Consider the following 13,995-nt stretch of genomic DNA (forward strand, 5'->3'; position numbering starts at 1 on the left):
ATGGCAGTTAAATTAAAAATCAAAAAAGGTGATACAGTTAAAATCATCGCAGGTGACGATAAAGGTAAAACTGGTGAAGTTTTAAGAGTTATCCCATCTAAGTTACAAGTTATCGTAAAAGATTGTAAAGTAGCTAAAAAAACTGTTAAGCCTGATCAAGATAAAAACCCTAATGGTGGTTTTGTAAACAAAGAGATGCCTATTGATATCTCAAATGTAGCAAAAGTAGAAGGTGAGTAAGATGGCAAACAGATTACAAGAAAGATATAATGCAGAGATTAAACCAGTTTTAGAAACTGAGTTTCCTAAAAACAAGACGTTAACTGCTAAGTTAGAAAAAGTAGTTATCTCTGTTGGTGCTGGTGAAGCAATGAAAGATACTAAGTTGATGCAAAATATTCAAGATACTATCTCTTTAATTGCAGGGCAACATGCTGTGCAAATTATTGCTAAAAAATCAGTTGCTGGTTTTAAAGTAAGAGAAGGTATGCCAGTAGGTGTAAAAGTTACACTTAGAGGTGAAAATATGTATGCATTCGTGGACAAATTATGTTCAGTTGCATTACCAAGAGTAAAAGACTTTTTAGGTCTTGACAGAAATGGTTTTGATGGAAGAGGTAACTTTAACTTTGGTCTTAACGAGCAATTAATGTTCCCAGAAGTTGAATACGATAACATTATTAAAACTCATGGTATGAATATTTCTATTACTACATCTTCAGCTTCTGATAAAGAAGCTTATAGATTATTAGAGTTAGTAGGAATTCCATTTACAAAAGGTAGAGAATAATGGCTAAGAAATCAATGATTATGAAACAACAACGAACTCCTAAGTTCGCTGTTAGAGCATATACAAGATGTTCAGTATGTGGAAGACCACATTCAGTTTATAAAGACTTTGGTCTTTGTAGAATTTGTTTAAGAAAAATGGCTAACGAAGGTTTATTACCTGGTGTTAGAAAAGCTAGTTGGTAAGGAAATAAAGCTATGATGAATGATATAATCGCAGATGCTTTAACTAGAATTAGAAATGCAGCATTGAGAAAACTTGAAGTTACTACTTTGTTACATTCTAATACAGTTGTAGGTATCCTAACAGTATTAGAGGCAAAGGGTTATATAGACTCTTTCAAAGTTGTTGATGGTGTAAATAATAAAAAAACTATTCAAGTTGCATTAAAATATGATGAAAAAGAGACTTCTGCAATCAATGAGATTAAAAGAGTTTCTAAAGGTGGAAGAAGAGTTTATAAAGGTTCTTCTGAGCTTAAAAATTTCAAAAATGGATATGGTACAATCATTGTTTCTACAAACAAAGGTATCATTGCTAACGATGAAGCTTTCGCTTCAAAAGTTGGTGGTGAAGTACTATGTACTGTTTGGTAGGGAGTTAGAAAATGTCAAGAATTGGAAAACAACCTATCGTAATCCCATCAGGTGTAGAAGTTACAGTTGATGGAACAGTTATCAATGTAAAAAAAGGTAACAAAACTTCTTCAGTAGAGACTCATGGTAGAGTTTCTGTAGAAATTGCAAATAACAGTGTAGTTTTAGGAAAAGTTGGTGAAGCAAAAGAATCATCAGCTTTCTGGGGAACTTATAGAGCTTTATTAAGTAATGCAATTGTTGGTTTAAGTGAAGGTTTTAGTAAATCTTTAGAAATCAATGGTGTTGGTTATAGAGCTGCTGTAAAAGGTAAAGTATTAGAGTTACAATTAGGGTATTCTCACCCAATTAACTATGAAATCGCTGATGGATTAGATATTACAGTTGAGAAAAACTTAATTCACGTAAAAGGTGCTGACAAACAACAAGTTGGTCAAGCTGCTGCAATTATTAGAGGCTTTAGAAAACCAGAACCGTACAAAGGTAAAGGTGTTAAGTATACTGACGAGCATATCGTTAGAAAAGCCGGAAAAACTGCTAAGAAGTAAGGTGTAAAGAATGAGTAGAGCAAAAGATATAGCTAAAAAAAATTCTTTAAGAATTAAAAGAAGAAGAAGAGTAAGAGGAACAATTTCTGGTACTGCTTCTAAGCCAAGAGTTTCAATTTTTAAATCTAACAAATATTTAAGTGCACAAGCAATTAATGATGTTGAAGGTGTTACACTGGCTTCGGTTAGTTCTCAAGCACTAGATTTAAGAGTTAATAAAGATAATGCAGTAAAAGTTGCAGCACAATTTGCTGAAAATTTAAAAGCTGCTGGGATTGATACAGTTGTATTTGATAGAAATGGTTACCTATATCATGGTGTTATTGCTGCATTTGCACAATCACTAAGAGATAATGGTATCAAATTATAAGGGTTAATGATGGCAGCAGTAAATAGAGAAGATTTTCAAGAAGCAATCGTTAAAATCGGAAGAGTAACAAAAGTTGTAAAAGGTGGACGAAGATTCAGATTTACAGCTCTAGTTGTTGTTGGAGATAAAAACGGTACAGTAGGATTTGGAATGGGTAAAGCAAAAGAAGTTCCAGATGCAATTAAAAAAGCTTTAGATGATGCATTTAAATCTTTAGTAAAAGTTTCTATTCATGGAACTACAATTGCACATGATATCGAGCATAAATATAATGCTTCTAAAATATTATTAAAACCAGCATCTGAAGGTACAGGACTTATCGCAGGTGGTGCGGCAAGACCAGTTCTTGAGCTTTCTGGAGTTAAAGATATTATTGCAAAATCTTTAGGTTCAAATAATCCTAACAACTTAGTGCAAGCTACAGTTGAAGCTTTAGCTAGAATAAAAGGATAAACTATGACATTAGAAAGTTTAAGACCAGCAGATGGTAGTACAAAAAATGTTAAAAGAGTTGGTAGAGGACAAGGTAGTGGTACAGGTAAAACTGCCGGTAAAGGTAACAAAGGTCAAAAAGCTAGATCTGGTTACAAAATAAAAAGAGGTTTTGAAGGTGGGCAAATGCCAATCCAAAAAAGACTTCCTAAAATCGGTTTTACATCAAGAGTAACTAAGCCTTATTCAATTAACGTTGATAGAGTTAAACAAGTTGCTGAGTTAAGTGAAATTACATTAGAGACTATAAAATCTGTGTATAAATTATCAAAATCAGTAACAAAAGTTAAATTAGTTGGATCTTGTGCAAAAGATTTAACTTCTAAGATCAAAGACGAAAACGTTACTACAACTGGTAAATAACCATGAGTAAAGATCTAATAAATAAGATTCTTATTACATTAGGTTTTATATTTCTATACAGAGTATTGGCATACGTGCCAGTACCTGGTGTAAATATTGACGTAGTGAAAGAGTTTTTCGACTCAAATGCAAATAACGCATTAGGGCTAGTTAATATGTTTAGTGGAAATGCAATTGAAAGATTGTCTATTATTTCACTTGGTATTATGCCTTACATTACAGCTTCGATTATTATGGAGCTTCTAGCAGCAACTTTCCCTGGCCTTGGTAAAATGAAAAAAGAACGTGATGGTATGCAAAAATATATGCAAATTATCAGATATGCAACTATTGTAATTACTTTAATTCAAGCAGTTGGTGTATCAATGGGTCTTAATTCTTTAACAGGAAAAGCAGGTCAAAGTGCAATTTCTATAGATATGGATACATTTGTTGCAGTCTCTGCAATCTCAATGTTAACTGGAACTATGCTTTTAATGTGGATTGGTGAACAAATCACACAAAAAGGAATAGGAAATGGTATTTCATTAATTATCTTCGCAGGTATCGTTTCGGCAATTCCTAGTGCAATTGGTGGAACTATTGATTTAGTTAATAACGGACAAATGAATTTCTTAACAGTACTTGCAATATTAATTATTATTTTGGCAACTGTTGGAGCTATTATTTATGTTGAGTTAGGGGAGCGAAGAGTTCCTGTTTCATACTCTAGAAAAGTTATGATGCAATCTCAAAATAAAAGGGTAATGAATTATATTCCTATTAAAGTTAATTTAAGTGGTGTAATTCCAGCAATTTTTGCTTCTGCAATATTGATGTTCCCAGCTACAATTTTACAAGGTAGTCAAAACAAAATGTTATTGACACTTTCTGACTTTTTAAGTCCAACAAGTTATACATTTAATTTCTTGATGTTCTTATTTGTTGTATTCTTTGCATTCTTTTATGCATCAATTACTTTTAATGCGAAAGATATTTCTGAGAATTTGAAAAAACAAGGTGGTTTCATTCCTGGTATTAGACCTGGAGAAGGAACAGCTGAATTTTTAAATGAAACAGCAAGTAGATTGACATTTTGGGGAGCTTTATATTTAGGAGCGATATCTACTGTACCTTGGCTTTTAGTTAAGTCTATGGGCGTGCCATTCTATTTTGGTGGTGTAGCAGTACTTATTGTTGTTCAAGTAGCAATTGATACTATGAGAAAAATTGAAGCACAACAGTATATGAATAAATATGAAACATTAAGTGCAGTTGGTCTGTAAATAAAATGGCAATTCCATTAAGAAAATCAAATGAAATAGAAAAGCTTCGTACAGCAAGTGTTGCTGTTGCGAAGACTTTAAAGTATTTAAAAGAGAATGTTAAACCAGGTATGACTTTACTTGAAGTTGATGCTATGGGTGATAAATATTTAGAAGACTTAGGTGCTAGACCTTCATTTAAAGGCCTTTATGGTTTCCCAAATGCAGTATGTACATCTCTTAATGAAGTAGTAATTCATGGAATACCATCAAATACTATTTTACAAGAGGGTGATATTTTAGGAATAGATATTGGTTCTGAAATTGATGGTTGGTATGGTGATGCTGCCATTACTATGCCTATTGGAAAAATATCAAAAGAGGATGAGGAATTAATTGCTTGTTCAAAAGATGCGTTATATTACGCTATTGATATTATAAAAGAAGGTATGAGATTTAAAGAGTTATCTTACGCAATAGAGCAATTTATTGTAGAAAGAGGATATCAACCATTAATTAGATTTTGTGGACACGGAATTGGTAAAAAACCTCACTGTGAACCAGAAATCCCTAATTATGTAGAGACACCAAATATCAAATCTGGACCTAAAATTAAAAATGGAATGGTATTTTGTTTGGAACCGATGATTTGTCAAAAAGATAGAGAACCAGTTATTTTAGATAATAATTGGGATGTTGTATCAAAAGATGGGTTAAGAGCTAGTCATTATGAACATACAGTTGCTGTTATCGACGGAAAAGCAGTAATTTTAAGCGATGCATAGAAGGAAAAAATGTGGCAAAAGATGATGTAATTGTAATTGATGGTAAAGTAATTGAAGCTTTACCTAATGCAATGTTTAGAGTTGAATTGGATAATAATGGGCATGTAGTTTTATGCCATATATCTGGAAAAATGAGAATGCACTACATAAAAATCTTACCAAATGATAAGGTAAAAGTAGAAATTACTCCTTATTCTTTAGATAAGGGTAGAATTACTCACCGATATAAGTAGTTAGAAAATAAGAAGGTATTAAATTAATACTTTCTTTTTTTTAGCTTATTTTAAAAACTTACTGATATAATCTTCACACCTATATTAGTAATGGACAAATAATGCAAAAAGATATTGATAATAATGAAGAGTTAGAAGTTAGTACACAACCAAACTCTAGTTCAAGTTTTATATCAAAAGAGATGTTACATAACACAAAATCTCAACTTCAAAATATAGAAATACTAAAATTTATAACTTACTTACCCGAACTACTAAAACCTTCAATAGATCAAACAATTTATCATAAAATAGAAGAAGTTGTTTTTGATTTAATGAAAAGCCCTGAAAAACTTGATGAAGATTCAATGATTAATAAACTAGTAAATATTACCAACGAAAGGGTAGATTTAGATAGATTAACACTTAAATCAAAATCAGAAGATACAAAAAAATTTATATCACTATTACTTAAAGAGTATGAAAAATCACTAATTGTAAGTAATAATTCAAATGAAAAAATAGAAAATATTAAAGATGATTTAGCATCCCTTGAAATATCAGAACACTCAAATAGAGAGATGAAGCTTTTGCATGCAAAATTATCAGATGTTATTTATGACTTACAAACTAACCTGAGCGATTCAAAAAAAGAGTTAGCTAGAGGAAAAGACGAGTGTCATAAACTTGATAAAAATATTAAAAAACTACAAAAAGATTTAGAAAAATTAAAAGTTGAAAAAGATATTGACTTTTTAACTGGTGTATTAAATAGAAGAGGGTATACCTCAGTTGTTTTAAAAGTTGAAAATAGATATATAACTTTTAACTCTGATTATGCAATTATATTTATAGATATAGATAACTTCAAAGAGATAAATGATGAGTATGGTCATGATTGTGGTGATGTTGTATTAAAAACGTTTTCTACTATATTGAAAAAGATGATGAGAGATGAAGATGTTATTTGCAGATATGGTGGCGAAGAGTTTGTTACTTTGATAAACTATACTAAAGAAGATGAAGTTTTCAAATATATAAAAAGAGTCAAAGAGATAGTTGATAGTCACAAATTTATATATAATGAAAAAACAAAAATAAAAGTTAATTTTTCAGCAGGTGTATCTTTTAGGTCAAAATATAATTCATATGAAGATGCTATAAAATATGCAGATATATTGCTTTATAAAGCAAAACATGAAGGTAGAAATAAAATTATTTTCGATGATTCAAAAACTTTATCATAATACTCATATCTATGAAGCCTAGTTTCATGCTAGCGCAATTTAAAAGTATGCAAAAAACTAAAGCTCCATAAAAATAAGTACTAAATATTTTCCATTACTCTTTGTTGTGTTAAACTAATCTCCTCTTCCAATATTTTCTTTTGTTGTATTAAAAGATTTAAATTCTTTTTTAACATCTCTTTGTCTTTATATGAATCAATTATAAATTCAAAAAGCTTAGGTCTACTTTTCTTCCAATTATGCAATGTTGTTTTATTTATTTTTAAATCATTCTCTAATTTTCTTAAACTTGGTGCTGTCATAATTAATCCTATGAAATATCTTACTTTTAAAATTGTACAACTATTTGGAACGTTTGTCAAGTAATATTTATAATTTGTTCCAATTATTTGAACAAATTATAAAAAAAGGGATAATTATGTACAATCTCATATGACAAAAATATTACAAAATAGATTACTCTATCAGCTTAATTTTTTAAAATCTATTGGTTATGAATATGGACAAAATATTAATTTCCAAAATAGTAATAACGAACAAGTGGAGTTGCCAGAAGATATTAATAAACTAGAAGAGTTAGTAAAAAACTGTTATTTGTGTCAACTTTCAAAATATCGTGAAAATGTACTATTTGGTAGTGGCAATATAGATTCAAATATTATGTTTTTAAAAGAGTCACCTACTATTAGCGAAGATGAATGTGGAACATTTTATGTTGGTAAGTCAGGAGATTTGCTAAAAAATATGATTGAAAAAGTTTTAAAAGTCAATTGTGAAGAGGTCTATATTACAAATATTGTTAAATGTATATCTCCTAATAGTGAAATAAAACATGAACATGTAAATTTTTGTAAATCCTACTTAGATAAACAAATTGAACTGATTAAACCAAAACTTATTGTGATTTTGGGAGAGAGTGTATATAGGTATTTTACTAATGATAACACAGCTTTTAGTGAAATTAGAGGTAAAGTTATACGTAATAATGATTTAGATATTATGTGCACTTATGAACCAAGTTATCTTCTTAGAAATCCTTCATCAAAAGGTGAGGCATACGAAGATTTATTAAAAATTAAAGCAATTATGGAGCAGATGTGAAACAATTTTACCTTTTTGTAGCGATACTTTTTTTATTTACTGCTTGTAATAATAAAGAGATAAATTTACCAAAATCTGAAAGTGCGAATGAGAATACACAAAGCTCATCTTACACTTATATAAAAACTACGCCAGATTATTTAAAGAATAATGACTTAGATGAAGATGGAAACTTTAGAATAGCAGTTGTTTTCCCTTCAAAGGTTGTTGGAAAGTATGGAAATAGTACTATAAATAGTGTTATTGGATATTTACTTTTTCAAAATAGTAAATTTGAAATTGAATCATTTGATAGTGAAGATGAAAGTATTGAAAATATATATAACACTTTAAATGAAGTAAAAAATAAAGGCTACAAAAAAGTTATAGCTTTATTTACAAAAAACTCTTTGGCAACTGTAAATAATATCTCTTCTGTTGGTAATATGGAAATATATTTTCCACTAATTAGTAAAAGTGAATCTTATTATAAAAATACATCAAATTTTATTTATGGGGCAATTTCATATGAAAACCAGATGAAAAAGCTTTTAGAATTATCAAATGGAGGTAATACTCAGTTTTATGAAGATTCTAGTATTGGTTATAGATTAAAAAATATTTATGAAGGTTTAGTTCCTCAAGTACTAGTAAATCAAAAAATATTACAAAGTAATAATAATTTTAAAGAGATGGTTACCAACGAGAACTTAAAACATACAAATCTTATGTTAAATACTACAATTGTAAAAGCATCAATTATTCTTTCTCAATTGTATGCATATGAGACTCAAAATGGCGCTATTATGACTACTCAACAAAATTTTGATCCTTTGATTTTATCCCTAACTCAATATGAAGATAGACTAAACTTATTTTTTGCAAATTCTATTGAAAATACAGATGATAGACTTACAGAGTTACTAACTTTACTTGATACTGATGTGAAGTATAATTGGGTAAATTATTCAACTTTAATAGGAATTGACTACTTGTTTTCTAAAAATAGAGATGCTTTGATTAAAAATAATATTGTAAATAATGAAGTACTTTATAATACATATTTATACTACAGTACTGAGGCTAGTTTCAAAAAATTGGAACATAACTAACACTTTAAAAAAACTCTTAACAACTTTTGGATATAATCGCGGATAATTTATAAAGGGCATTAGCCCTGTTTTGGAGCATGAATTGAGAACGCATTATTGTACAGAAGTTACTGAATCACTTATTGGTCAAGAAGTTACTGTTGCTGGTTGGGTAAACAGTAGAAGAGATCATGGTGGTATTATTTTTATTGATTTAAGAGACAAGGGTGGATTAGTACAACTTGTTGCTGATCCTGTTGATTGTAAAGATGCCTTAGAAGTTGCAGAAAAAGTTAGAGATGAATTTGTTCTAATTGCAACAGGAAAAGTAAGACAAAGAGGTGAGGGATTAGAAAATCCAAACTTAGTTACTGGAAAAATAGAGATTATATTAACTAATTTGATTATTGAAAACAGATCAAAGCCAATGCCATTTGACTTAGGTGATGAAAAAGTAAATGAAGAGATTAGATTAAAAAATAGATTCTTGGAACTTAGAACAACAAAATCTTATGATATTTTTAAATTAAGAAGTACTGCAAATATTGCTATTAGAAACTGTTTAAACGAATTAGACTTTTTAGATGTTGAAACACCAATCTTAACAAAATCTACTCCAGAAGGTGCAAGAGATTATTTAGTTCCATCAAGAGTTCATGGTGGAGAGTTTTATGCATTACCTCAATCTCCACAACTATTTAAACAACTACTTATGGTAAGTGGTTTTGATAAATATTTCCAAATCGCAAAATGTTTTAGAGATGAAGATTTAAGAGCTGATAGACAGCCAGAGTTTACTCAAATAGATGTTGAAATGAGTTTTTGTACTCAAGAAGATGTTATCAAAGTAGCTGAAAAACTTATCCACGATACATTTAAAGCTTGTGGTAAAGATGTTCCTCAATCATTCCCAAGAATTACATATAACCAAGCTATGGAAACATACGGAAGTGACAAACCTGATTTAAGATTTGATATGCCAATGGTAGATGTAATTGATATCTTTGCTAATAGTACAAATGAAATCTTTGCAGATATCGCAAAAGATAAAGCACACAATAGAATCAAAGCAATCAAATGTCCAAATGGAGATAATCTATTTTCTAAAAGACAAATGAAAGGTTTTGAGGATTATGTTAGAAAATTTGGAGCTAAAGGTTTAGGATACTTTCAAATGAAAGAGGATGGATTAAAAGGTCCATTAACAAAATTCTTTAGTGAAGCAGATTTAGAAGAGATTGTTAAAGTAACTGAACTAGAAATTGGTGACGTTGTATTCTTTGGAGCAGGTCATAAAAAGGTAGTTTGGGACTATATGGGAAGATTTAGACTTTATTTAGCTGAGCAAATGGATATCATCCCAGCAGATACATTTGAGTTTGTATGGGTTGTTGATTTTCCTATGTTTGAAGTAGAAGAGGGTAAAATTAAAGCACTGCATCATCCTTTTACTATGCCAAAAGATTTAAATAAAGATAATCTTGAAGAGATTGAATCAATCGCTTATGATATTGTATTAAATGGTACAGAATTAGGTGGTGGAAGTATAAGAATTCATAAAGAGCATATTCAAAATGAAGTTTTCTCTTTAATGGGAATAAGTGAAGAAGAAGCACAAGAGAAATTTGGTTTCTTATTAGATGCTTTACAATTTGGTGCACCTCCACATGGTGGTTTTGCTATGGGACTTGATAGAATGATTATGCTTTTAGCAGGAACTGATTCTATTAGAGATGTTATAGCTTTCCCTAAAACTCAAAGAGCACAATGTCTTATGACAAAGGCTCCAAGTGTTGTTGATGATGAACAACTAAAAGAGTTAAGCATAAGAATCAGAAAACAAGCTAATATCTAAGGATATTAGTTTTTTATAAAAAGGAAGTTTTAACTTCTTTTTTATACACTACTATAATGAAAAAATTAATTTTAATACTAATCCTTTTATCATCTTCACTTTTAGCAAGAGTTATATACACTGTAACAATTGAGCCCCAAAAGTTCTTTTTAGAGAGAATTGGGCAAAGTAAAATAAAAGTTAAAACTATTTATGAGAATGTTGACTTTACAAAAGAGTTACCCCATGTGCATTTTAGGAAATTTGCTTTTTCTGATGTATATTTTACAATAGGGCTTCCTTCAGAGAAAGCATATGCAAAAAAGTTACTTGAATTTAATGATGAAATTAAAGTTGTGGATACTAGTAAAAATGTAGAGATGCTTTATAATGATGGTAAAAAAAACCCTTACTTTTGGTTAGACCCATTAAGAGTAAGAGAAGTTACAAAAGTAATGCTTGAAACATTAATTAAAAATGACCCTGAAAATAAAGAATACTTTGAATCAAATCATGAAACCTTGATGAGAGAATTAGATAAAATATTTTTAAGGCTAAAAGATACTCTTTTTTATTCAACAAATGCAGTTATGGTATTCAACAATAAACTAGATTACTTTTTAAGAAGATTTGATGTTCGATATTATAGAGCTGAAAACAAGGTATTAAGTGGTCCTAGATTTACTGAAGTTTTTAGATTAAGCAAAGAAAAAAATATAAAATACCTTATAGTTGATAGTAGCATAAATTATGAAGTCTATAATACCTGGTCAAATGCAAACAATATGGAAGTTATACATTCTGATATTTACTCATATAATTGGTTTTCTGATTTATTTGTTCTTTCCGATAAGATAGCCTCTAAAAAAGAGGAATAAATGTTTTTACCCACTACAAAAGAGGAGATGGACAAACTTGGTTGGGAACAATTAGATGTTATCTTAATCTCTGGAGATGCCTACGTTGATTCTCCATTTATTGGTGTTGCTGTTGTTGGAAGAATACTTGAAGACTTAGGTTATAAAGTAGGAATTATAGGACAGCCAAATTTAGAAAATGGTGATATTACAAGACTAGGTGAACCTAAACTTTATTGGGGTGTTAGTGGTGGAAGTATTGATTCTATGGTTTCAAACTACACAGCAACTAAGAAGTTTAGAAATAGTGATGATTATACACCAGGTGGAAAAAACAACAAACGGCCAGATAGAGCTACCTTAGTCTATACAAATCTCATAAGACGTCATTTTAAAAATACAGTTCCCATCGTACTTGGTGGTATAGAAGCAAGTCTGCGAAGAGTTACACATTATGACTACTGGACAAATAAATTAAAAAAACCAATTTTATTTGATGCAAAAGCTGATTATCTAATCTATGGCATGGGAGAAATAGCAATAAGGGATTTTACAAATGCCTTAGCAAATGGTGAAGATCCAAGAAGTGTTAGGGGAGTTTGTTATATATCAAAAGAAGCAAATGAAGATTATATTGAACTTCCAAGTCATGATGAGTGCTTGAAAGACAAAAATAAATATATAGATTTATTTGACCATTTTTATCAAAACAATGACCCAATAAACGCAAATGGACTTTGTCAACAAATAGATAGTAGATATTTAATTCAAAATCCTCCTTGTGACTATTTAGATGAAAAAGAGATGGATTATATTGCAGATTTTAAATATGTTCGTGAGTTACATCCATATCATGTACCTGAAGGTAAAGTAAAGTGTTTAGAGACTGTAAAATTTTCTATACAGACTCATCATGGCTGTTGGGGAGAGTGTAATTTCTGTGCTATTGGGGTTCATCAAGGACGAACAATACGAACAAGAAGTGAAGCAAATATTTTAAAAGAAGCAAAAGAGTTTACAACGTACAAAGATTTTAAAGGAATTATCTCTGATGTTGGTGGGCCAACTGCTAATATGTATGGTTATGAGTGTGGTAAAAAGCTTAAAAAAGGTACTTGTGACGATATAAGATGTGTAGATTTTGATAGGCTTTGTAAAGTAATGAAAGTAGACCACTCAAGACATTTAAAACTTTTGCAAAATATTAGAAAAGTTCCTGGAATAAAAAAAGCTTTTGTAGCATCAGGCCTAAGATATGATTTTATAAGTGCGGATAAAAAACATGGTTATGAGTACTTAAAAGAGCTTGTAAATCATCACATATCAGGACAGATGAAAGTAGCACCTGAACATACCTCAGATAGGGTTTTGAAACTTATGGGAAAACCAGGAAAAGAACCTTTGATTGAGTTTAAAAAGATGTATGATAGATTAAATAAAGAGGCTGGAAAACAGCAGTTTTTAACATACTATTTAATAGCAGCACATCCAGGATGTGAAGAAAAAGATATGCATGAACTTAAGCATTTTACAAAACATGAATTAAAAATGAATCCAGAACAAGCTCAAGTATTCACTCCAACTCCGGGAACATACTCTAGTGTTATGTATTATACTGAATTAGATCCAGTTACTAGAAAAAAGATATTTGTTGAAAAAGATACAAAAAGAAAAGAGAAACAAAAAGATATAGTAATTGACAAGAGTTATTACCAAAGAAGAAAATCTGGCGGTGCTAGTTTTCAAAGCTAAAAAAAAGGGCAAAACTTATAAGTTTTGCCCTTTTTTATTTTTTTAAGTTATTTTCTAAAGTGCAGCAATCATATCTTTAGTTACTTCTGATACATCTTTTGTACCATCAAGTTCAACAAATACACCCATATCAGTATAAAAATCAATAAGTGGTGCTGTTTGTGCATGGTATGCTTCAAGTCTACTTTTAACAGTCTCTGCATTATCATCTTTTCTAATGATAAGCTCTCCACCACAGTAGTCACATACATTTTCTTCTTTTGAAGGATTAAATTCTACATGAAATGAAGCTCCACATTTAGAACAAACTCTTCTTCCTGTAATTCTTCCAACAATTAGTTCATCTGGAACATCTAATGAGATTACTTTATCAAGTAATATTTCCATATCTGCCATTAGTTTATCTAAAGCCTGTGCTTGAGCTAATGTTCTTGGAAAACCATCAAGGATAAAACCTTTTTTACAGTCATCTTCAGCCAATCTATCTTTTATAATACCAATAATTGTTGAATCAGGAACTAACTTTCCTTCATCCATGAATTTTTTTGCTTCCATTCCCATATCTGTATTATCAGCAATAGCTGCTCTTAAAATATCTCCTGTAGAGATTTGAGGAATACCATACTTTTCAATTAAAAATTTTGCTTGTGTTCCTTTACCCGCTCCTGGTGCACCAAATAGCATTAAATTCATAGTTTACTTTCCTTAGTTTTTTTGTATTGTATTCAAAAAGC

The 13,995-nt window shown here is 30.1% G+C and carries 19 protein-coding genes; 17 read left to right on the forward strand and 2 right to left on the reverse strand.

Translation table 11 applies throughout. The features are described from left to right. From rplX to Q0617_RS14585, 12 genes are all read left to right on the forward strand, one after another. Complete coding sequence (gene rplX / locus Q0617_RS14530) at positions 1 to 240, forward strand: 50S ribosomal protein L24 (RefSeq protein ID WP_013134920.1); 240 nt, start codon at positions 1 to 3, stop codon at positions 238 to 240. A 1-nt stretch (position 241) separates the two neighbouring features. Continuing rightward, positions 242 to 790 carry a 50S ribosomal protein L5 gene (gene rplE / locus Q0617_RS14535; protein WP_298754347.1) on the forward strand — a complete coding sequence of 183 codons (549 nt, stop codon included), beginning with the start codon at positions 242 to 244 and terminating at the stop codon, positions 788 to 790. Then, entirely contained in the window at positions 790 to 975 is a 186-nt protein-coding gene (locus Q0617_RS14540) for a type Z 30S ribosomal protein S14 (RefSeq protein WP_013134922.1), read from the forward strand. The genes rplE and Q0617_RS14540 overlap by 1 nt, the downstream gene beginning before the upstream one ends. Positions 976 to 987: 12 nt before the next feature. Further along, positions 988 to 1,386, forward strand: coding sequence for a 30S ribosomal protein S8 (gene rpsH / locus Q0617_RS14545; RefSeq protein ID WP_298754350.1), 399 nt, complete (start codon positions 988 to 990; stop codon positions 1,384 to 1,386). 11 nt (positions 1,387 to 1,397) lie between these two features. Further along, positions 1,398 to 1,934, forward strand: coding sequence for a 50S ribosomal protein L6 (gene rplF / locus Q0617_RS14550; RefSeq protein WP_298754352.1), 537 nt, complete (start codon positions 1,398 to 1,400; stop codon positions 1,932 to 1,934). Between the two features lie 10 nt (positions 1,935 to 1,944). Continuing rightward, positions 1,945 to 2,304 carry a 50S ribosomal protein L18 gene (gene rplR, locus Q0617_RS14555; protein WP_298754354.1) on the forward strand — a complete coding sequence of 120 codons (360 nt, stop codon included), beginning with the start codon at positions 1,945 to 1,947 and terminating at the stop codon, positions 2,302 to 2,304. Between the two features lie 9 nt (positions 2,305 to 2,313). Then, complete coding sequence (gene rpsE, locus Q0617_RS14560; protein ID WP_013134926.1) at positions 2,314 to 2,757, forward strand: 30S ribosomal protein S5; 444 nt, start codon at positions 2,314 to 2,316, stop codon at positions 2,755 to 2,757. A 3-nt stretch (positions 2,758 to 2,760) separates the two neighbouring features. Continuing rightward, complete coding sequence (gene rplO / locus Q0617_RS14565; RefSeq protein WP_298754356.1) at positions 2,761 to 3,159, forward strand: 50S ribosomal protein L15; 399 nt, start codon at positions 2,761 to 2,763, stop codon at positions 3,157 to 3,159. A gap of 2 nt (positions 3,160 to 3,161) precedes the next feature. After that, positions 3,162 to 4,424: a preprotein translocase subunit SecY gene (gene secY / locus Q0617_RS14570; RefSeq protein WP_298754358.1), complete on the forward strand. Its 1,263-nt coding sequence runs from the start codon at positions 3,162 to 3,164 to the stop codon at positions 4,422 to 4,424. 5 nt (positions 4,425 to 4,429) lie between these two features. After that, a complete protein-coding gene (gene map / locus Q0617_RS14575; protein WP_298754360.1) occupies positions 4,430 to 5,188 on the forward strand; it encodes a type I methionyl aminopeptidase in 759 nt (252 codons plus the stop codon). Between the two features lie 11 nt (positions 5,189 to 5,199). Next, positions 5,200 to 5,421 carry a translation initiation factor IF-1 gene (infA, locus tag Q0617_RS14580; RefSeq protein WP_013134930.1) on the forward strand — a complete coding sequence of 74 codons (222 nt, stop codon included), beginning with the start codon at positions 5,200 to 5,202 and terminating at the stop codon, positions 5,419 to 5,421. Positions 5,422 to 5,522: 101 nt separating this feature from the next. Continuing rightward, positions 5,523 to 6,647, forward strand: coding sequence for a GGDEF domain-containing protein (locus Q0617_RS14585; protein ID WP_298754362.1), 1,125 nt, complete (start codon positions 5,523 to 5,525; stop codon positions 6,645 to 6,647). Between the two features lie 80 nt (positions 6,648 to 6,727). On the opposite strand, the gene Q0617_RS14590 is transcribed toward Q0617_RS14585, so the two are convergent. Next, a complete protein-coding gene (locus tag Q0617_RS14590) occupies positions 6,728 to 6,949 on the reverse strand; it encodes a hypothetical protein (protein ID WP_298754365.1) in 222 nt (73 codons plus the stop codon). Positions 6,950 to 7,079: 130 nt separating this feature from the next. Between Q0617_RS14590 and Q0617_RS14595 the strand changes: the two genes are divergently transcribed. The 5 genes from Q0617_RS14595 (at position 7,080) to Q0617_RS14615 (ending at position 13,261) form a co-directional block, all read left to right on the forward strand. After that, entirely contained in the window at positions 7,080 to 7,748 is a 669-nt protein-coding gene (locus tag Q0617_RS14595) for a uracil-DNA glycosylase (RefSeq protein ID WP_298754366.1), read from the forward strand. Next, positions 7,745 to 8,839: a hypothetical protein gene (locus Q0617_RS14600; protein ID WP_298754367.1), complete on the forward strand. Its 1,095-nt coding sequence runs from the start codon at positions 7,745 to 7,747 to the stop codon at positions 8,837 to 8,839. The genes Q0617_RS14595 and Q0617_RS14600 overlap by 4 nt, the downstream gene beginning before the upstream one ends. Before the next feature lie 82 nt (positions 8,840 to 8,921). After that, positions 8,922 to 10,673 (forward strand): aspartate--tRNA ligase, encoded by a 1,752-nt coding sequence (aspS, locus tag Q0617_RS14605; RefSeq protein ID WP_298754368.1) that lies wholly within the window; start codon positions 8,922 to 8,924, stop codon positions 10,671 to 10,673. A 56-nt stretch (positions 10,674 to 10,729) separates the two neighbouring features. After that, entirely contained in the window at positions 10,730 to 11,530 is an 801-nt protein-coding gene (locus tag Q0617_RS14610) for a zinc ABC transporter substrate-binding protein (RefSeq protein WP_298754370.1), read from the forward strand. Beyond that, positions 11,531 to 13,261 (forward strand): YgiQ family radical SAM protein, encoded by a 1,731-nt coding sequence (locus tag Q0617_RS14615; protein ID WP_298754372.1) that lies wholly within the window; start codon positions 11,531 to 11,533, stop codon positions 13,259 to 13,261. Positions 13,262 to 13,315: 54 nt separating this feature from the next. On the opposite strand, the gene Q0617_RS14620 is transcribed toward Q0617_RS14615, so the two are convergent. Further along, positions 13,316 to 13,954, reverse strand: coding sequence for an adenylate kinase (locus Q0617_RS14620; RefSeq protein WP_298754374.1), 639 nt, complete (start codon positions 13,952 to 13,954; stop codon positions 13,316 to 13,318). Between the last annotated feature and the right edge of the window lie 41 nt (positions 13,955 to 13,995).

The sequence above is a fragment of the uncultured Arcobacter sp. genome, assembly GCF_937982575.1.
In the GTDB taxonomy this organism is placed as follows: domain Bacteria; phylum Campylobacterota; class Campylobacteria; order Campylobacterales; family Arcobacteraceae; genus Arcobacter.